The organism is Zoogloea ramigera (assembly GCF_006539865.1).
Lineage (GTDB): Bacteria > Pseudomonadota > Gammaproteobacteria > Burkholderiales > Rhodocyclaceae > Zoogloea > Zoogloea ramigera.
This window is the reverse complement of record NZ_BJNV01000079.1, coordinates 1-18258: the sequence shown is the minus strand read 5'-3', so window position 1 is coordinate 18258 and position 18258 is coordinate 1. Positions and strand designations below refer to the sequence as shown.

The window sequence follows — 18258 nt, the reverse complement described above, 5'->3', positions numbered from 1 at the left end:
CTGTTCGGCCTGACGCCCGGCGGAGGCGCGCCGCCCCATCTGGGCCAGCCCGAGGATGGTGTTGAGCGGGGTGCGGATCTCGTGGCTCATGCTGGCCAGGAACTCGCTGCGGGCGGTGGCCCGGCGCTCGGCCGCGAGGCGGGCGTCGGCGTCGAGCTGTTCGATCCGGCGCCGTTCGCGCAGCTCCAGCATCACGATGTAGAGCAGCAGGAAGGGCACCGCGCCGGCGGTGGCCAGGAAGATCGGCGGGATCGCGTTGGCGGCTACCTCGCGTTCGGTGACCAGCGCCGCGAGGGCAAGCGGCGAGCCTTGGATGCTCTGCTTGATGGCGGCGATCGGCCGGTCGTCGGCAAGGGCTTGCAGCGCCGGGGTGAGCCGGGTTTCGCGGGGGCGCAGCCCGGCGAGCAGGGCGATCACGTCGGCCTGCTGGAAGAGCGCCGGTGGCGTGGCCGACACGGGCTGGCCGGTGTCGGCCAGCACCAGGGTCTCGGGGCGCAGCGCGTTGCCGCCGCTGGCTGGCCGTTCGATGGTGGCGAGCGGGGTGTAGGCGATCAGGTGGCCGCGCAGTGCGCCCTTGATGCTCACGGGCTGGCTGAAGCGCAGGAGCTTGCGCTCATTGAGCAGCGTGACCTCGCGGACCGCGCCGAGCCGCGGGGCCAGGGCCGCCAGATCCTCGTCGGGGGCTTCGGGGTCGGCGAGGGCGCGGGCGACGACTCCGCCCTGCCTGTCGATCAGGAGGATCTGCCTGTAGACGCGGGTGGTGTCGAGGTATTCCCGCTGCATCAACTGTTCGAGGCTGTCCTCGATGGCCTGGAGGTGGAGGCCGAGGCCGTATTCGACGCTCATGCCCAGGTCACGTCCCGCGAAGTAGTTGGCGATGACGTCGGAGGCGGCCAGGTTGGCGAGGGAGTTGTGGCGCTCGGACAGATAGGCCGACAGGGTATCGGCCCGCCTGGCCAGCTCGAGACCGGCCCCATCGATGAGGTTTTGTTCGAGGCGCCGCTGCACGTTCAGGTTGTGGACGAACAGCGTGACCGCGTAGATGACAAAGAGCAGCAGGGCCGCGAGGCTCTTGCGGTGGCGTTTCAGGCCGAGCGGCTTGGCGGGCATCGTGGCTGCGGGGCTCAGCGCGCAGGGGACGGCAGGCGGCGCCTGGAGCTGGCTGCCGTGTGGTGCCGCGGCGTGGCGCGAGCGCAGGGTTTTCGCCCGCGTTCCGCCCGATGTCGGTTGAGGCCCATGGTCGATCTCCAGTTTTAAGCAGCCTTGATATCGGCGGACATGCCTTTATCAACGATAGGCGCTGCAACGGACTGCCGCGTGGAATCTTTAGCGGCGATTACACGGGGGCAGATGCGCCGCGAACATGCGCCGGTAGCGCTTGGCCAGTTCGCCCGCCATGCTGCGCAGGCTGGCCGGGTCGGCGGCGAGGGCCTGGTGGAGTTGCTCCGCGACGGCATCGACGGGGGCGCTGGTCGGCAGCTCCGGGGCTTCCCAGGTGTCGGTGTAGGCCTGGACCTTGCCCGGCTCGCCGGCCTGCGGCGGGCGCACGTTGAGCCGCGGCCGGGCGAAGGCGGTGGCGACGATGCGCCCGTGCAGGCTGCTGCCGCAGTAGCCGCGGCTGCCGGCGATCAGGGCGCAGATGTCCCACAGCTGCAGCGACTGGAAGACCTGCACCCGGGCGCCGGGCAGGCGGCGGGCCAGGCGCTGCAGGCAGTCCGGGTCGTCGTGCCAGGGCGCGCTGCCGGCCCGGAACAGCACGATGCCGCAAGCGCAGGCCAGGGCGGCCTGGGTGAGCTGGGCGGCGAGGGTGTCGAGGGTTGCGTCGTCGCCAAAGTCGGCGCTGAGCTGTACGGCGAGGTAGCCGCCGGGAAAGCGCTGGCCGACAGCGGCGACCTCGCCCCGGGCGGCGTGGGCGGCGATGGTGGGGCCGAAGCGTTCGGCCGTCAGCACCGCCGGGTCGGGGATCAGGTGGGCCGCGATGCCTGCCGCGTGGAGGTGGGCGAGGGTCTGGCGCTCACGCACGCCGACGGCATCGGCCTCGCCGAGCGCCTCGATCACCTCGGCGTGCAGCGCTGGCGGGCTGTGCGCCAGGTCGACGCCCCCGACGCCGACGTGGAGCAACTGCGCCCGCGGGAACAGCCGCCGCCCCGCCACATAGGGTGCCAGGCTGGTGAGGCCGAGGGTGTTGCGGGCCCAGGCCAGGCGCTCGGCCGGGTGGGCGTCGAGGCGGGCGACGAGGGTTGGCACCGCGTCGGCCGGCTGCAGCATCAGCGCGGCGTGCCAGGCTTCGCAGGTGAGGATCTCGCCGCCCACGTGGATGAGGCGCACGGGGGCGTTGCCGAACTCGGCGGCGAGCCGGGCGAGGGCGTGGGTGCGGTGGCCGCCGAAGGGGCGCAGGTCGCGTTCGGCGAGGCCGGCGAAGATCAGCCGGCTACCGGGCAGCAGGGCGGCGGCGAGGTGGGGGAACAGCAGGTCGCCGAAGTTGTGCCGGTCGAAGGCGCCCAGCAGGATGGTCGGGGTGTTCATCGCGCCCGCGACGGCAGCGTGATGGCGGGGCCTGAGAGCATGAACTCACCGTAGCTGCGGTGGTGCAGGGTGGGTTCGTGGGGCAGCGCGGGGTCGTGCCAGGCCGCCACGACCTCGAAGATGAAGAGCCCGTAGCGGGCCACCAGGCTGCGGTCGGCGAGCCGGCATTCGAGGCTGGCAAAGCATTCGCGGATCAGTGGCGGGGCGACGAGGCGGGCAGGTTCGGGGCTGAGGCCGAAGGCGGCGAACTTGTCGAGGGTGGCGCCGGAAGTGTTGCCGCAGCCGACGATGGCATCGGCCAGCGCGGCGCCGGGGAGGTTGATGACGCATTCGCCGGAGGCGTCGATGGCCGCGAAGCTGTGGTTGCGGCTGCTGATGACGCAGGCCACCAGCGGCGGCTCGAACTCGAGCAGGGTGTGCCAGGACAGGGCCATGACGTTGGCCCGGCCGCCGGCCGCGCTGCTGAGCAGGACAACCGGCCCCGGTTCGAGCAGGGCATGGACACCGGACAGGGGGAATGCGCGCTTCGACACGGCCGGGCTCCCGGTGGAATCGACCGCCCCGGCGGGCGCGGGGCGATGCTTCGATTCTAGACCGGGGGCCGGGGCTCAGCTGCGCCGATGCAGGTTTTCGAGCGCGAATTCCCAGTTGATCAGCCGGTCGACAACGGCGTTGGCGTAGTCGGCGCGGCGGTTCTGGTAGTCGATGTAATAGGCGTGCTCCCACACGTCGACGGTGAGCAGGGGGCGCAGGCCCTGGGTGAGCGGGAGTTCGGCGTTGCTCGTCCTGACCACCCGGAGGCGCTCGCCGTCGGCCACCAGCCAGGCCCAGCCGCTGCCGAACTGGGCCATGGCCGCCGCGGCGAGCTCTTTCTTGCAGGCGGCGACGCTGCCGAAGGCTTCGTCGAGACGGTGCTTGAGCTCGGCCGGCGGTTCGCCGCCGCCCTTGGGGCGCAGGCTCTGCCAGTAGAAGTTGTGGTTCCACACCTGGGCGGCGTTGTTGAAGATGGCGGCCTGGGCGGGCTGGCTGGCGCTCCGGAGGATGACGTTCTCGAGGGGCTGGCCGGCGAGCTCGGTGCCGGTGAGCAGGCGGTTGAGGTTGTCCACGTAGCCCTTATGGTGCTTGCCGTGGTGGTGGCCGAGGGTGCTGGCCGACAGCACGGGGTCGAGGGCGTCGATGGGGTAGGGCAGGGTCGGCAGCGCGTGCTGCGGCTCGGCGGCCCGGGTGCCGGTGGACAGGCTGCCGAGGGCCAGCAGACAGGCCGGGGCGCCGATGAGGAAGCTGCGCCGGCCGGGCGCGGGGTGGGGTGTGTCGTCCTGCTTGAAGGCGTGCATGCCTGGGCTCCTGCGGGATTCGTATGGGTTGTGCGAGCTTAACGCTTCTGGGTAAATTTTCCATGTCAATGTGCAATGTTTGCAAGTCGTGACATTTTTCTTGTTCCGTGATTTTTTGTTTGAGCCCTGAGAGCGCCCCGCCGACCTGGGGGTGGTCGCCCGCTGGGCCGGCTGCTGCGACCGATGGCGGCATGTCTTTCAGTGCTTTACACGGGCGGCGGATCTGCCTAAATTACTGACCGACCAGTCAGTCAGTCAGTTTGATTTCCATGGATTCCACCACCGCTTCAACCCGCCAGCGGCGCAAGGAGGCCCGCCCCGCCGAGCTGGCGGCGGCGGCCCTGGCGCTGTTCGTCGAGAAGGGCTTTGCGGCCACTCGCCTGGACAACGTGGCCGCCCGGGCGGGCGTCTCGAAGGGCACGCTGTACCTTTATTTCGACAGCAAGGAGGCGCTCTTCCGGGCGGTCATCGAGGAGTCGGTGCTGCCGCTGATCGAGGCCAGCGAAGCCCGCGTAGTGGCGAACCTCGACGACCCGGCGCGGCTGCTGCGCGCGCTGCTGGTGGAGTGGTGGGAGTGCTTCGGCGCCACGCCGCTGGGGGGCACCTGCAAGCTGATGATCTCCGAGGGCGGCAATTTTCCGGAGGTGGCGGCGTATTTCAACGAGCAGGTGATCGGGCGCTGGAGCGCGCTGCTCCGCCAGGTCATCGAGGCCGGCATCGCTCGCGGCGTGTTCCGCCCGGGCAGCCCGGAGGCGCTGCGCCAGATGGTCTTCCACCCGCTCCTGATGCAATCCGTCCTGCAGCACTCGATGTTCGCCGGCCCGCCGGGCCGGCCCCTGCCCGAGCAGTACTTCGACACTTATTTCGACTTCATCCTGCGCGGCCTGGGGGCCGCCGACACTCAGGAACCCCGATGAACACACGGACCCTTATTGCCTCAGCGCTCGCCCTCGGCTTTCTTGCCGCCTGTTCGAAGCCCGAACCCGTGGTGGAGGCACCGCGGCCGGTGGTGGTGTTCACGCTGGCGTCGGCCCAGGTGGCGCCGGCGGCGCTCTACACGGGCGAGGTCCGGGCGCGCTACGAATCCGACCTGGCCTTCCGGATCGGCGGCAAGATCGTCGAGCGGCGGGTGGACGTGGGGGCGGTGGTGAAGCCGGGCCAGCTGCTGGCACGGCTCGACCCGGCCGACGCGGGGCTCAACGCCGAGGCGGCGCGGGCCCAGCTGGCGGCCGCCGAGAACGAGTTTGCCTATGCCCGGGCCGAGGTGCTGCGCTACCGCGACCTGGTGGCGAAGAACTTCGTCAGCCGCAGCGTGCTGGACGCCAAGGAGACGGCTTTCCGCTCGGCGACGGCGCGGGTCGAGCAGGCCCGCGCCCAGGCCAGCGTGGCCGGCCGCCAGGCGGGCTACACCAGCCTGCTGGCCGACCAGCCGGGGGTCATCACCGCAGTAGGCGCCGAGGTGGGGCAGGTGGTGAAGGATTCGGCGGTGGTCATGAAGCTGGCCCGGGACGGTGAGCGGGAGGTGCTGATCGCGGTGCCGGAGAGCCGCATCGGCGAGCTCAAGAAGGCCGGGCGGGTCGAGGTGCGGCTGTGGACCCAGCCCGACGTGGCGCTGGCCGGCCGGGTGCGCGAGATCGCCCCCAGCGCCGACGCCGCCACGCGCACCTACGCGGTGCGGGTGAGCATCGTCGACCCGCTGCCGGCGCTGCAACTGGGCATGACCGCCAACGTGGTGCTGGCCGATGCTGCCGCCAGCGCCGGTGGCCTGCTGGTGCCGATCACCGCGGTGTTCGAGCATGGCGGCGCCAGCGCGGTGTGGGTGATGCAGGCCGAGGGCGAGCTGGTCAAGCCGGTGCTGCGCAAGGTGACGGTGCGCCAGTACCGCGAGGACGGCGCGCTGATCTCCGCCGGCCTCACGGCGGGTGAGACCATCGCCGCCGCGGGCGTAAACAAGATCATCGCCGGCCAGGCCCTGCGGCCCGTGGCGCCGGCCCGGCCGGCGGCAGCGCCGATGGCGGTTCGGCCGGGGGCTGCGTCGTGAAGCGCTTCAACCTGTCCGAGTGGGCGCTGGCCCACCAGCCGCTGATCCGCTACCTGATCGTCGCGCTGGCGATCGTCGGCGTGATGTCCTATCAAAAGCTCGGCCAGTCGGAAGACCCGCCCTTCACCTTCAAGGTGATGGTGGTGCGGGCCGAGTGGCCCGGCGCCTCGGCCCGGGAGGTGGAGGAGCAGGTCACCGACCGCCTCGAGAAGAAGCTGCAGGAGGTGCCCCACGTGGACATCCTGCGCAGCTATTCGCGCCCCGGCGAGGCGGTGGTGCTCTTCATCGCCAAGGATTCGACCCCCGCCCGCGACGTGCCCGAGCTCTTCTACCAGGTGCGCAAGAAGGTCGGCGACATCAAGGGCCAGCTACCGGCGGGCCTGCGCGGGCCGTTCTTCAACGACGAGTTCGGCGACGTGTTCGGCAACATCTACGCCCTCACCGGCGACGGCTTCGACGACGCCCAGCTCAAGGCTGCCGGCGAGACGGTGCGCGCCGAGCTGCTGCGGGTGCCCAGCGTGGCGAAGGTGGACCTGATCGGCGAGCAGGAGCAGCGCATCTACGTGGAGCTCTCCAACAGCCGGCTGGCGACCCTCGGGCTCGACGTGCAGACGGTGAGCGAGGCCCTGGCGCGCCAGAACGCGGTGGCGCCGAGCGGCTATGTGGAGACCCGCGACGAGCGCATCTACCTGCGCCCGTCGGGGGCCTACGACACCGTCGAGGCGATCCGCGAGACGCGCATCCGGGCTGGCGGGCGCGAGCTGCGCATCGGCGACATCGCGCGGGTGGCGCGGGGCTTCGTCGAGCCACCGGCGCCGCGCTTCCGCTTCCGCGGGCAGGACGCCCTCGGCCTCGGCGTGTCGATGGCCAAGGGCGGCGACATCATCGCCCTGGGGCGCAACCTCAAGGCGGCGATCGCCCGCATCCAGGCCCAGCTGCCGGTGGGCATGGAGCTCACCGAGGTGGCCAGCCAGCCCGATTCGGTGCGGCGCTCGATCGACGAGTTCGTCTGGTCGCTGGCCGAGGCGGTGGTCATCGTGCTGGTGGTGTGCTTCTTCTCGCTGGGCCTGCGCACCGGGCTGGTGGTGGCGCTGTCTATTCCGCTGGTGCTGGCAGTGACCTTCTTCGGGATGCGGATGTTCGACGTGGGCCTGCACAAGATCTCGCTGGGGGCGCTGATCCTGGCCCTGGGCCTGCTGGTGGACGACGCGATCATCGCCGTCGAGATGATGCTGGTGAAGATGGAGCAGGGCTGGGAGCGCTCGAAGGCGGCCGCCTTCGCCTACACCAGCACCGCCGGGCCGATGCTGTCGGGTACCCTGGTCACGGTGGCCGGCTTTCTGCCCATCGCCACCGCCCAGTCGTCCACCGGTGAATACACCCGCTCGATCTTCCAGGTGAACGCCATCGCGCTGCTGGCCTCGTGGCTGGCGGCGGTGGTGGTGGTGCCTTACCTGGGCTACCTGCTGCTGCCCGACCCGCGTGCGCCGCGGCATTCGGGCTGGCTGGCGAAGCGCTTCCCGCGCCTCGAGCGGCTCCAGGAGCGCATCGGCCTGGGCGAGCCGCACTATGAGGGCGGTGAGGACGAGGTCTTCCGCACCCCTTTCTACAACCGCTTCCGCGCCCTGGTGGATGCCTGCGTGGCGCGGCGCTGGTGGGTGATCGGCGCCACCCTGGCGATCTTCGTGGCGGCGCTGGTGGGCTTCGGTTTCGTGCAGAAGCAGTTCTTCCCCAACTCCACGCGCCTCGAGCTGGTGGTGGACCTGCGCCTGCCCGAGGGGGCCAGCCTGCGCGCCACCCAGGCCGAGGTCGAGAAGCTGGAAGCCATCCTCGATGGTGAGCCGGAGGTGGCCAACTACGTGGCCTATGTGGGCACCGGCAGCCCGCGCTTCTACCTGCCCCTCGACCAGCAGCTGCCGGCCCCCAACTTTGCCCAGTTCGTGGTGCTGACCCACGACATCCAGGCCCGCGACGCGCTGCGCAGCCGGCTGATCGACCGCTTCAAGACGGATTTCCCCAACCTCCGCGGCAACGTGATCCGCCTGGAGAACGGCCCGCCGGTGGGCTACCCGGTGCAGTTTCGGGTGCTCGGGCCGGACATCCCGACGGTGCGCCGGCTGGCCGGCGAGGTGGCCGCGGTGATGCGCGGCAACCCGCATCTGGCCGACGTCCACCCCGACTGGGACGAGCAGTCCAAGGTGCTGCACGTCGAGGTGGACCAGCACAAGGCGCGCCTCCTCGGCCTGGCGACGCAGGACGTGGCCAATTTCCTCAACACCTCCCTGCGCGGCCTCGCCGCCACCAGCTACCGCGAGGGCATCGAAGCCATCGACGTGGTGCTGCGCGCTGATGCGCTGGAGCGGGATGCGCTGTCGATGGTCTCCGAGCTGTCGATCCCGACCCGCGCCGGCAAGCCGGTGCCGCTGGGCCAGGTGGCCAGCATCCGCTACGGCTTCGAGCAGGGCCTGGTGTGGCGGCGCAACCGCGAGCCGGCGATCACCGTGCGCGGCCAGATCCACGATACGCGCGTCCAGGCGCCCACCGTCACCGCCGAGATCGAGCCCCGGCTGGCCGAGCTGCGCGCCCGCCTGCCGGCCGGCTACCGCATCGAGACCGGCGGCGCGGTGGAGGAGAGCGCCAAGGGGCAGGATTCGGTGAATGCCGGCATTCCGCTGTTCCTGGCGGTGGTGTTCACGGTGCTGATGGTGCAGCTCGGCAGCTTCTCGCGCACCACCATGGTGGTGCTCACGGCGCCCCTCGGCCTGATCGGCGTGGTGCTGTTCCTGCTGCTCTTCAACCAGCCCTTCGGCTTCGTCGCGATGCTCGGTACGATCGCCCTGTTCGGGATGATCATGCGCAACTCGGTGATCCTGGTGGATCAGATCGAGCAGGACGTGGAGCGCGGGCTGTCGGTGTGGGACGCCATCGTCGAGTCGGCGGTGCGGCGGCTGCGGCCGATCGCCCTCACCGCGGCGGCGGCGGTGCTGGCGATGATCCCCCTCACCCGCAGCACCTTCTTCGGGCCGATGGCGGTGGCCATCATGGGCGGCCTGATCGTCGCGACGCTGCTCACGCTGCTGTTCGTGCCGGCGCTCTACGCCGCCTGGTACCGGGTGCGGCGGGCGTGAGGGGGCGCCGAGGTGGGCCGGGCTCGTGGGCGAATGCTCTGCGAGGCGCCAAGTGGGTTAGAATCCGAAAGTTTTTCGCAGGCATTCAGGCACGCAGATCTTTAATATTAGCCTGTGCTAATATTTACCCGGGAGTCACATAATGAATTTCGAAAAAGCACGGTTCAACATGGTCGAGCAGCAGATCCGCCCCTGGGAGGTGCTGGATTTCGACGTGCTCGACCTGCTGATGAGCGTCCGCCGCGAGGAGTTCGTGCCGGAAGCCTACAAGTCGCTGGCCCTCTCCGAGGCCGAGATCCCGCTGGGGCACGGCGCGAGCATGCTGATCCCGGTGATCGAGGGCAAGATCCTGCAGGCCATCCAGGTCAAGCGCTCCGACAAGGTGCTCGAGGTGGGCGCCGGCTCCGGCTACTTCGCGGCCCTGCTCGCCGCCCGCGCCGACTGGGTGCGCACCGTCGAGATCGACCCCGCCCTCGTCACGATGGCCCATGAAAACCTCAAGCGCTACGGCGTCGAGAACGTCATCGTCGAAGAAGGCGATGCCATCCGCGGCTGGCCGAGCAACGCGCCCTACGACCTCATCGTCGTCTCCGGCGGCGTGCCCTTCATCCCCGAGACCCTGCTCCAGCAGATCAAGGTGGGTGGCCGCCTGTTCGCCTTCGTCGGCGAGCCGCAGCTGATGACCGCCACCCTGGTCACCCAGGTGTCCGAGGGCAACTTCCGCACCGAATCCCTGTTCGAGAACGCGGTTCCGATGATGCGCAACGCGCCCCAGAAGAGCCAGTTCAAATTCTGAGGCCTCCGCCCCATGAAGCAGATCACCCCGCAGCAACTCGCCGACTGGCTGCAAGACACCGCGCGCCCGGCGCCCGTGCTCCTCGACGTGCGTGAGCCTTCCGAGTTTTCGTACTGCGCCATCCCCGGCTCGCTGCCGATGCCGATGGCCAGCGTGCCGGCGCGCATGCAGGAGCTCGACCCCGACGCCGAGATCGTGGTGATCTGCCATCACGGCGGCCGCAGCATGCAGGTGGCGATGTTCCTCGAACGGCAGGGCTTCTCGAAGCTCATCAACCTCGCCGGCGGTGTGGCCCAGTGGGCCCAGCAGGTCGACCCGTCGATGCCCCAGTACTGAGCGCCCCCAGGGCCGGGCTCCGCCCAGCCCGCCCCCCACGGGGGGCAAGGAAACCCGGGGCGGCCCGGCGTTTCCTTGAGAGCAGCAACGGCTGCCGGCCCCCCGGGTGCCGGCCGTCAACAAATACGATGGAGAGCGGTATGAAACGGTTGGCTGGACGTGTGGCGGTAACAATGGCGGTGGCGCTGATGGCGGGCCAGGCCGCCGCGGCTGATCTCGAGCAGATCTACCGCGAGGCCCTCGCCTACGACGCGGCGCTGGCAGCGGCCCGGGCCTCGGCCGAGGCCGGGCGCGAGAAGCTGCCCCAGGGACGCGCGGGCCTGCTGCCCTCGCTCAACCTCACCGGCAACACCAACTGGAACGATTCCACCGCTCATCTGGCCACCGGCAATCCGTCGGGCCGCTACAACAGCAACGGCTGGCAGGTGCAGCTCACCCAGCCCCTGTTCCGCTGGCAGAACTGGGTCCAGTACAAGCAGGGCGAGATGCAGGCGGCGCTGGCCGATGCCCAGTATCAGCTGGCCGTCCAGGACCTCACCCTGCGCGCATCCCAGGCCTACTTCGACGTGCTCGGCGCCCAGGACGTGCTCGCCGCCGCCCAGGCCCTCAACGAGGCCAACACCCAGCAACTGGCCCTCGCCAAGAAGAGCTTCGAGGTCGGCACCGTCACCATCACCGACGTCCATGAAGCGCAGTCCCGCGCCGACCTGTCCTCGGCCCAGGTGATCGCCGCCGAGAGCGACCTGGCCGTCAAGCGCCACGCGCTGCTGGTGCTCACCGGCAAGGAGCCCGACTCCCTGAAGGGCCTCCGTAAGGGCGTTGCCCTGAGCCGCCCCGACCCGACCGACATCCAGTCGTGGGTCGCCGCAGCCGAGGCCAGCAACCTGTCGGTGCAGGCCAACCAGCTCGTCAGCGAGATCGCCACCCGTGAGGTCGAGCGCAACCGCGCCGGCCACCTGCCCACCGTCGATATGGTGGCCTCCCGCGGCAACACGGCCACCAGCAACCCCTTGGGCAATTTCTCGGCCTACAACACCGACTCCACCGTCGTCGGCCTGCAGCTGGCAGTGCCGCTGTTCCAGGGCGGGGCGACGAATTCCCGGGTGCGTGAAGCCTCGGCGCTGCGCGAGAAGGCCGTCTCCGACCTCGACAACGCCCGCCGCACCGCCGCCCAGAGCGCCCGCCAGGCCTATCTCGGCGTGACCAGCGGGCTGGCCCAGGTGAAGGCCTTCGAGGCGGCGCAGGTGTCGTCCCGCTCGGCCCTCGACGCCAACAAGCTCGGCTACGAGGTGGGCGTACGCATCAACATCGACGTCCTCAACGCCCAGAGCCAGCTCTTCGACACCCAGCAGAAGCTCGCCAAGGCCCGCTACGACACCCTGATGGCCCAGCTCAAGCTGAAGGCCGCCGCCGGCACCCTCGGCGACGAGGACATCAAGGCGATCAACGCTTTGCTAGACTAGGCCCCGGCCGCCTCCGCCCCCCAACGGCCGCGCAAGCGGCCGTTTCCATTCCCCACTCCCCATTTTCCATTCCCCACCCTCCACCACCATGCGCTACACCGACCTGCGTGACTTCATCGCCCAGCTGGAACGCCTGGGCCAACTCAAGCGGATCAAGGCCGAGGTCGACCCCCACCTCGAGATGACCGAGATCTGCGACCGCGTGCTCCGCGCCGGCGGGCCGGCGATCCTGTTCGAGAACCCCAAGGGCCATTCGGTGCCGGTGCTCGCCAACCTCTTCGGCACGCCCGAGCGCGTCGCGCTGGGCATGGGCGAGAGCAGCGACGACTGGCAGGGCGCGCTGCGCGAGGTGGGCAAGCTGCTGGCCTTCCTCAAGGAGCCCGAGCCGCCGAAGGGCCTCAAGGACGCCTGGGACAAGCTGCCGATCTTCAAGCAGGTGCTGAACATGTCGCCCAAGACGGTGTCGTCGGCGCCCTGCCAGCAGGTGGTCAAGGAGGGCCGCGACGTGGACCTCGCCAGCCTGCCCATCCAGCACTGCTGGCCCGGCGACGTGGCGCCGCTGATCACCTGGGGGCTGGTCGTTACCCGCGGCCCCAGCAAGAACCGCCAGAACCTCGGCATCTACCGCCAGCAGGTGCTGGGGCCCAACAAGGTCATCATGCGCTGGCTGGCCCACCGGGGCGGCGCGCTGGATTTTCTGGAGCACCAGAAGGCCCACCCGGGCAAGCCCTTCCCGGTGGCGGTGGTGCTGGGCTGCGACCCGGCGACCATCCTCGGCGCCGTCACGCCAGTGCCCGATTCGCTGTCTGAATACCAGTTCGCCGGCCTGCTGCGCGGCTCCAAGACCGAGCTGGTGAAGTGCCTGGGTTCCGATCTGCAGGTGCCCGCGTCAGCCGAGATCGTGCTTGAAGGCGTGATCCACCCGGGCGAGATGGCCCTCGAAGGCCCCTACGGCGACCACACCGGCTACTACAACGAGCAGTCCGATTTTCCGGTGTTCACCATCGAACGCATCACCAGCCGGCGCGACCCGATCTACCACAGCACCTACACCGGCAAGCCGCCCGACGAGCCGGCGATGCTCGGTGTGGCCCTCAACGAGGTCTTCGTGCCGCTGCTGCAGAAGCAGTTCACCGAGATCGTCGACTTCTACCTGCCGCCCGAGGGCTGCTCCTACCGGCTGGCGGTGGTCAGCATCCGCAAGCAGTACCCCGGCCACGCCAAGCGGGTTATGTTCGGCATCTGGAGCTTCCTGCGCCAGTTCATGTACACCAAGTTCATCATCGTGGTGGACGAGGACGTGAACATCCGCGACTGGAAGGAGGTGATCTGGGCGCTGACCACCCGGATGGACGCCACCCGCGACACCACGCTGGTGGACAACACCCCCATCGACTATCTGGATTTCGCCAGCCCGGTGGCCGGCCTCGGCTCCAAGATGGGGTTGGACGCCACCAACAAGTGGCCCGGCGAGACCAACCGGGAGTGGGGCACCCCCATCGTGATGGACGAGGCGGTGAAGCGGCGGGTGGATGCGATGTGGGGCGAGCTGGGGCTGTAAGCCGCCCGGCCGGCCCGGCTGGTGGAGGCTTCAGGCCTGGCGCAGCGGCGCCCGGCTCCAGCTGACGAGGCTCGCCGCGATGTCGTGGAGGGGCAGCACGTTGTCGACGGCGCCGCGCTGGATCGCCTCCTTCGGCATGCCGAAGACCACGCAGGTCTCCTCGGCCTCGGCGATGGTCGCGGCCCCCGCGTTGTGCATCTCCTTCAGGCCGAGGGCGCCGTCGTCCCCCATGCCGGTCATGATGATGCCCAGCGCGTTGCTGCCGGCCATGCGGGCCACCGAGCGGAACAGCACGTCCACCGAAGGCTTGTGGCGGTTGATCAGCGGGCCGTCGACCACGCCCACGAAATACCCCCGGCCATCGCGGGTCAGCTGCAGATGGCGCCCGCCCGGCGCGATCAGGGCCAGGCCGGCCTCGACCCGGTCGCCGTGCTTCGCCTCGCGCACGCGGATGCTGGAGAGGCCGTCGAGCCGGCGCGCAAACATGTCGGTGAAGCCGGACGGCATGTGCTGCACCACCACGATGCCCGGCACCTCCTCGGGCAGCGCCGTGAGCACGGCCTCCAGGGCCTGGGTGCCGCCGGTGGAGGTGCCGATGGCCACCACCCGGGTGCGGTCGCTCGTCGGGGCCATGCTGGGCCCCCGCGGTAGGCTGTCGAGGGTGAGCTTGGGGCGCGGTGCGGCGGCCTGCAGCCGGGGGCGCAGGCGGGCCCCGGCGGCGGCCCGGACGGCAGCGACCAGGCTGTCGCTTTCGTCCTGCAGAAACTGTTTGACGCCCACCTTGGGCTTGCTCACCAGGCTCAGCGCGCCGGCCGCCAGCGCGTCGACGCTGGCCCTGGCGCCCCGATCGACCAGCGACGAGCAGATCACCACCGGCGTCGGCCGCTCGGCCATCAGCTTGCGCAGGAAGGTCAGCCCGTCCATGCGCGGCATTTCGATGTCGAGGACGATCACGTCCGGCCATTGGCGGCGCATCTTGTCCATCGCAAACAGCGGGTCGGCCGCCGTCGCGATCACCTCCATGTCGGGCTGGGCGGCGATGGCGGCGCTGGCCACCTGACGCACGATGGCCGAGTCGTCGACGATCATCACGCGGATCGGCGCCCGCATCAGGCCGCCTCGCCCGGCGGTCGATGGGCCAGCCAGACGTGGCCGGTCCACAGATCGAAGAACAGCTTGCGGTGGCCCTGCCCGCCGCAGTGGGCCACCGTCGGCCGGTAGCCGTGGCGGGCCAGCAGGGCGTAGGCCGAATCCACGTTGCGGGTGGCGATGTTCATGGGTTCGGCGCCGTTGCCGGGGTGGGTCAGCATGTTGCCGCCGCCGAAAACCTTGACCTGGTAATCGGCGGGCTGGCTCACCGCCGTGGCCACCGCCCGGTCGAACAGGGCCAGCGCCTCGTCGGCATAGCGCCCGTCGAGGGGCGCGCCGGCGGGCTGGCCGCGGGTGGGCAGCATGAAGTGGCACATGCCGCCGATCCGCCGGGCCGGGTGCCACAGGGTGATCGAGATGCACGAGCCAAGCAGCGTGGAGATCCGCGTGCGCCCGCCGCCGAAGTAAAACCCCCCCGGCTGCAGAAAGACTTCGCGGATGTCATCGCCGAACTCGATCATGCCTTGCGGTAGATGGTGGCCCGTACCGGCTGCAGGCCCTGCTGGATGCCGTTGAGGGTTTCCGAGTGGCCGATGATCAGGTGCCCGCCCGACTTGAGGCGCGGCAGCAGGTTGCCCACCACCTTGCGCTTGGTTTCGGTGTCGAAGTAGATCATCACGTTGCGCAGGAAGATCACCTCGAACTCCCCCAGGGCTGCATCCACCGGCAGTGTCAGGTTGACTTGGTGGAAGCGCGTCCGGCGCTTGAGCTCGGGTGTCACCAGGAAGGTGCCGCTGTGGGAGCGCACGCCCTTCAGGCAGTATTTGCGCAGGTAGTCCGGCGGAATGCCCTCGTGGCGGCCCAGGGGGTAATGGCCGGCCTCGGCCTTGGCCAGCACCTGGGTGCTGATGTCCGAGCCGACCACCTCCCACGGCGTGTTGGGCAGGGTGTCGGCGAGCAGCATGGCGAGGGTGTAGACCTCCTCGCCGCTGGAGCAGGCGGCGCTCCACACCCGGAAGGGCGCGGTGCTGCGCCGCGGTGCGAGGATCTCGTCGCGCAGGAAGTGGAAGTGGCCCGGCTCGCGGAAGAAATAGGTCTCGTTGGTGGTGAGCAGGTCCACCATCACCTGGATTTCCTCGGGGTGGTGGCCGCCTGCCAGCATGCGGTAGTACTGGGAGAAGGTGCCGAAGTTGTAGTGCTTGAGGCGCTTCGTCAGGCGCCCGACGAGCAGCACCTTCTTGGCCTCGGAGAGGCTGATGCCGGCAATCTTGTAGATCAGGCGCTGGAAGAGGGCGAATTCCTGATCGGTGATGGTCGATTCCATCGAGCTTCCGCCGGCAGCGCGGGGCGGGTGGGTCATGGCAGCCTCAGAACAGTTCGACGTTGTTGCCCGGCGGCCTGGCGGCGGCGAGCGTGGCGGCGTAGGCGCGCTCTTCCCGCGCGATCACCTCGGCGGTGGCGTGGGAGGTGACGATGCGCTTGCACCAGGCGTCTCCATTGCTCGGCACAAACAGCACCTTGCGCGACCACGGGCCGAGAAAGTCCGAGGCGATGATGGGGATGCCCTCCCGCTGCAGCCAGTCCCGCGCAAACCTGGCGTTGCGCTGGCCGATGGCGAGGGATTGCCCCGAGGTTTCGATGATGGTGCCGCCGCCAAAGGCCTTGGCCTGGATGCGCGCCTTGCGGGCGCCCTGGGCGAGCAGGGCGTTGAGCAGCGCCTCCATGGCGTAGTCGCCGGAGAGCAGCGAATCCACCTCGCTGTCGGCGCTGCGCTGCATGTTGGGCAGCATGAAGTGGTTGATGCCGCCAACCCGGGCGTGGAGGTCGAACATGCACACCGCCACGCAGGAGCCCAGCAGCGTGGACAGCGGGCGTTGCCGCTCCACCGCCCACGCGCCGGGTGCCACGTTGCGGGACAGGCGTTCGATCTCGCGGGCGGGCAGGCTGGCGTAGTCCATGGAGATCGCCTGGCAGCCTCAGGCCGACGGGGCGCCTCCGGTGCTCACGTCGGTGCCGCCTTCGTTGCCCAGCTGGGACAGCGAGGCAATCTCATCGACCGACAGTACCTTGTCGACTTCGAGCAGGATGACGAACTTGCCATTCACCTTGCCCATGCCCTTGATGAAGTCGGCCCGGATGCGGGCGCCGAAGGAGGGCGGCGGCTCGATCTCGGTGGCCGGGATCTCCAGCACCTCCGACACCGCGTCGACCACCACTCCGATGTCCTGACGCTCGTCGTTTTCGGCGAGCTCGATGATGACGATGCAGGTGCGCCGGGAGATCTCGGAGCGCTTGCCGCCGAAGCGGCTGGCCAGGTCGATCACCGGCACCACCGCGCCGCGCAGGTTGATCACCCCGCGGATGAAGGGCGGCACCATCGGGATCTCGGTGACGCTGCCGTACTCGATGATCTCCTTGATGTTGAGGATGCCGACGGCGAACATCTCGCCGCCGAGGAGGAAGGTGAGGTACTGGGCCGGGCTGGACTCCACCGCTACCGGGGCCTTGGCCCCGGCAACAGCAAGGCTGGCCGGCGAAGCGGGCTGCGGGGACATGCTCTAGCTCCTTTCGCCGCTCAGAACTTCTCGAAGTCGTTCTCGTTGAACGCGAAGCCCGCCACCCGCGCACCGGCCTGCGGCCGGCTGCCGGCCGTGCTGCGCATGGCCGCCATCGGGGCCGCATGGGCCATGCCGCGCCCCATGTTGCGCTCGTCGATGGTGAAGAACTGCATCAACTGCTGGAGCTGCTCGGCCTGGCCGCCCAGTTCTTCGGCGGTCGCGGCGAGTTCTTCGGAGGCCGAGGCGTTCTGCTGGGTGGCCTGGTTGAGCTGGTTCATGGCGTTGTTGATCTGGGCCACGCCGGAGGACTGCTCCTGGGACGCCGAGGCGATCTCCTGCACCAGGTCGGAGGTCTTGCGGATCGACGGGACGATCTCGTCGAGGAGGTGGCCGGCGCGCTCGGCGAGGCCCACCGAATCGCCGGCCAGGCCGCCGATCTCCTGGGCCGCCACCTGCGAGCGTTCGGCCAGCTTGCGCACCTCGGCCGCCACCACCGCGAAGCCCTTGCCGTGCTCGCCGGCGCGGGCGGCCTCGATGGCCGCGTTGAGGGCCAGCAGGTTGGTCTGGTAGGCGATGTCGTCGATGATCCCGATCTTCTGGGCGATCTTCTTCATCGCATCGACGGTGTTCTTCACCGCGTCGCCGCCCTCGGTGGCTTCGACCGCGGTCTTGGAGGCGAGGTTGTCGGTGACCTTGGCGTTCTCGGCGTTCTGGTTGATGGAGGCCGACATCTCTTCGACCGAGGCGGACGACTCTTCGACGCTGGCGGCCTGCTCGGACGACGACTGCGACAGGGACTGGGCGGTGGCCGATACCTGGCCGGAGGCGTTGGTAAGCGCGTCGGCGGCAGTGCGCACCTGGGTGATGGTGTCGGAGAGCTTGCCGACGGTGTTGTTCACCGCGTCCTTCAGGGCCTTGAAATCGCCCTGGTAATCGTTGGCGATGTTCTGGGTCAGGTCGCCCTGCTCGATCGAGGTCATGATCCGGCGCACCTCGTTGATCGGGCCGACGATGGCGTCCAGCGTGCCATTGACGCCATCCACGATCTTGCGGAAGTCGCCCTGGTGCTGGCTACCGTCGGCGCGGGTCTCGAGCCGGCCGGCGATTGCCGCGGCAGACAGCAGGTTGGCGTCGGCCACCAGCTTGTTCACCGCCTCGATACAGGTGTTGAGGTTGTTCTTGATGGTGTTGAAGTCACCATTGTAGGTGTCGGTGATCTTGGTCGGGATGTCGCCCTTGGAGATGCGGTCGACGTAGTTGGCGGCCACGTTGAGCGGGCCGATCACCGAGTCGAGAGTGGCATTGACGCCTTCGACGACCTTGCGGAAATCGCCCTGGTGCTGGGTGGCGTCGGCGCGGGTGGCGAGGCGGCCTTCGACGGCGGCCTTCGCGAGCACGCCGGCGTCGGCGACCAGCTTGTTGACGG

At 69.5% G+C, this 18258-nt stretch carries 17 protein-coding genes; 7 read left to right on the top strand and 10 right to left on the bottom strand.

Annotated elements, in window-relative coordinates; all coding sequences use genetic code 11:
- From ZRA01_RS21150 to ZRA01_RS17470, 4 genes are all read right to left on the bottom strand, one after another.
- The coding region (locus tag ZRA01_RS21150) for a sensor histidine kinase (RefSeq protein WP_281279891.1) at positions 1-1110 on the bottom strand (1110 nt) is incomplete at its 3' end.
- A 216-nt stretch (positions 1111-1326) separates the two neighbouring features.
- Positions 1327-2526, bottom strand: coding sequence for a polysaccharide pyruvyl transferase family protein (locus tag ZRA01_RS17480; RefSeq protein WP_141354594.1), 1200 nt, complete (start codon positions 2524-2526; stop codon positions 1327-1329).
- Positions 2523-3059: a flavin reductase family protein gene (locus tag ZRA01_RS17475; protein ID WP_141354592.1), complete on the bottom strand. Its 537-nt coding sequence runs from the start codon at positions 3057-3059 to the stop codon at positions 2523-2525. Before ZRA01_RS17475 ends, ZRA01_RS17480 begins: the two co-directional genes overlap by 4 nt.
- Before the next feature lie 75 nt (positions 3060-3134).
- Entirely contained in the window at positions 3135-3860 is a 726-nt protein-coding gene (locus ZRA01_RS17470; RefSeq protein ID WP_141354590.1) for a superoxide dismutase, read from the bottom strand.
- 269 nt (positions 3861-4129) lie between these two features.
- Between ZRA01_RS17470 and ZRA01_RS17465 the strand changes: the two genes are divergently transcribed.
- From ZRA01_RS17465 to ubiD, 7 genes are all read left to right on the top strand, one after another.
- Positions 4130-4777: a TetR/AcrR family transcriptional regulator gene (locus tag ZRA01_RS17465; RefSeq protein ID WP_141354588.1), complete on the top strand. Its 648-nt coding sequence runs from the start codon at positions 4130-4132 to the stop codon at positions 4775-4777.
- Positions 4774-5901 (top strand): efflux RND transporter periplasmic adaptor subunit, encoded by a 1128-nt coding sequence (locus ZRA01_RS17460; RefSeq protein WP_141354586.1) that lies wholly within the window; start codon positions 4774-4776, stop codon positions 5899-5901. Before ZRA01_RS17465 ends, ZRA01_RS17460 begins: the two co-directional genes overlap by 4 nt.
- Positions 5898-9029 (top strand): efflux RND transporter permease subunit, encoded by a 3132-nt coding sequence (locus ZRA01_RS17455; RefSeq protein WP_141354584.1) that lies wholly within the window; start codon positions 5898-5900, stop codon positions 9027-9029. Before ZRA01_RS17460 ends, ZRA01_RS17455 begins: the two co-directional genes overlap by 4 nt.
- Positions 9030-9171: 142 nt before the next feature.
- The gene (locus tag ZRA01_RS17450) at positions 9172-9825 is read left to right on the top strand and encodes a protein-L-isoaspartate O-methyltransferase family protein (RefSeq protein ID WP_141354581.1); all 654 of its coding nucleotides are present in this window, start codon (positions 9172-9174) and stop codon (positions 9823-9825) included.
- Between the two features lie 12 nt (positions 9826-9837).
- Positions 9838-10161, top strand: coding sequence for a rhodanese-like domain-containing protein (locus ZRA01_RS17445; RefSeq protein ID WP_141354579.1), 324 nt, complete (start codon positions 9838-9840; stop codon positions 10159-10161).
- A 140-nt stretch (positions 10162-10301) separates the two neighbouring features.
- Positions 10302-11624 carry a TolC family outer membrane protein gene (locus tag ZRA01_RS17435; protein ID WP_141354577.1) on the top strand — a complete coding sequence of 441 codons (1323 nt, stop codon included), beginning with the start codon at positions 10302-10304 and terminating at the stop codon, positions 11622-11624.
- Positions 11625-11712: 88 nt separating this feature from the next.
- Positions 11713-13185, top strand: a complete 1473-nt coding sequence (ubiD, locus tag ZRA01_RS17430; RefSeq protein ID WP_141354575.1) for a 4-hydroxy-3-polyprenylbenzoate decarboxylase — start codon at positions 11713-11715, stop codon at positions 13183-13185.
- A 30-nt stretch (positions 13186-13215) separates the two neighbouring features.
- Here the strand turns inward: ubiD and ZRA01_RS17425 are convergent, their stop codons facing one another.
- From ZRA01_RS17425 to ZRA01_RS17400, 6 genes are all read right to left on the bottom strand, one after another.
- On the bottom strand, positions 13216-14295 hold the full coding sequence (locus ZRA01_RS17425; RefSeq protein ID WP_141354573.1) for a protein-glutamate methylesterase/protein-glutamine glutaminase: 1080 nt from the start codon (positions 14293-14295) through the stop codon (positions 13216-13218).
- Complete coding sequence (locus tag ZRA01_RS17420; RefSeq protein ID WP_141354571.1) at positions 14295-14795, bottom strand: chemotaxis protein CheD; 501 nt, start codon at positions 14793-14795, stop codon at positions 14295-14297. Before ZRA01_RS17420 ends, ZRA01_RS17425 begins: the two co-directional genes overlap by 1 nt.
- Positions 14792-15634, bottom strand: coding sequence for a CheR family methyltransferase (locus tag ZRA01_RS17415; RefSeq protein ID WP_371859317.1), 843 nt, complete (start codon positions 15632-15634; stop codon positions 14792-14794). Before ZRA01_RS17415 ends, ZRA01_RS17420 begins: the two co-directional genes overlap by 4 nt.
- A 7-nt stretch (positions 15635-15641) precedes the next feature.
- Positions 15642-16232 carry a chemotaxis protein CheD gene (locus ZRA01_RS17410; protein ID WP_141354569.1) on the bottom strand — a complete coding sequence of 197 codons (591 nt, stop codon included), beginning with the start codon at positions 16230-16232 and terminating at the stop codon, positions 15642-15644.
- Positions 16233-16250: 18 nt separating this feature from the next.
- Positions 16251-16829 (bottom strand): chemotaxis protein CheW, encoded by a 579-nt coding sequence (locus ZRA01_RS17405; protein WP_141354567.1) that lies wholly within the window; start codon positions 16827-16829, stop codon positions 16251-16253.
- A 20-nt stretch (positions 16830-16849) separates the two neighbouring features.
- Positions 16850-18258 (bottom strand): methyl-accepting chemotaxis protein (locus tag ZRA01_RS17400; RefSeq protein WP_246093725.1); only part of this gene is annotated, 1409 nt, incomplete at its 5' end.

Bases quoted from the DNA above. Each gene is read 5' to 3' on its own strand.
- ZRA01_RS17480 (WP_141354594.1), bottom strand. From the start codon at position 2,526: ATGAACACCCCGACCATCCTGCTGGGCGCCTTCGACCGGCACAACTTC.
- ZRA01_RS17470 (WP_141354590.1), bottom strand. From the start codon at position 3,860: ATGCACGCCTTCAAGCAGGACGACACACCCCACCCCGCGCCCGGCCGG.
- ZRA01_RS17465 (WP_141354588.1), top strand. From the start codon at position 4,130: ATGGATTCCACCACCGCTTCAACCCGCCAGCGGCGCAAGGAGGCCCGC.
- ZRA01_RS17460 (WP_141354586.1), top strand. From the start codon at position 4,774: ATGAACACACGGACCCTTATTGCCTCAGCGCTCGCCCTCGGCTTTCTT.
- ZRA01_RS17450 (WP_141354581.1), top strand. From the start codon at position 9,172: ATGAATTTCGAAAAAGCACGGTTCAACATGGTCGAGCAGCAGATCCGC.
- ZRA01_RS17445 (WP_141354579.1), top strand. From the start codon at position 9,838: ATGAAGCAGATCACCCCGCAGCAACTCGCCGACTGGCTGCAAGACACC.
- ZRA01_RS17435 (WP_141354577.1), top strand. From the start codon at position 10,302: ATGAAACGGTTGGCTGGACGTGTGGCGGTAACAATGGCGGTGGCGCTG.
- ubiD (WP_141354575.1), top strand. From the start codon at position 11,713: ATGCGCTACACCGACCTGCGTGACTTCATCGCCCAGCTGGAACGCCTG.
- ZRA01_RS17425 (WP_141354573.1), bottom strand. From the start codon at position 14,295: ATGCGGGCGCCGATCCGCGTGATGATCGTCGACGACTCGGCCATCGTG.
- ZRA01_RS17420 (WP_141354571.1), bottom strand. From the start codon at position 14,795: ATGATCGAGTTCGGCGATGACATCCGCGAAGTCTTTCTGCAGCCGGGG.
- ZRA01_RS17415 (WP_371859317.1), bottom strand. From the start codon at position 15,634: ATGACCCACCCGCCCCGCGCTGCCGGCGGAAGCTCGATGGAATCGACC.
- ZRA01_RS17410 (WP_141354569.1), bottom strand. From the start codon at position 16,232: ATGGACTACGCCAGCCTGCCCGCCCGCGAGATCGAACGCCTGTCCCGC.
- ZRA01_RS17405 (WP_141354567.1), bottom strand. From the start codon at position 16,829: ATGTCCCCGCAGCCCGCTTCGCCGGCCAGCCTTGCTGTTGCCGGGGCC.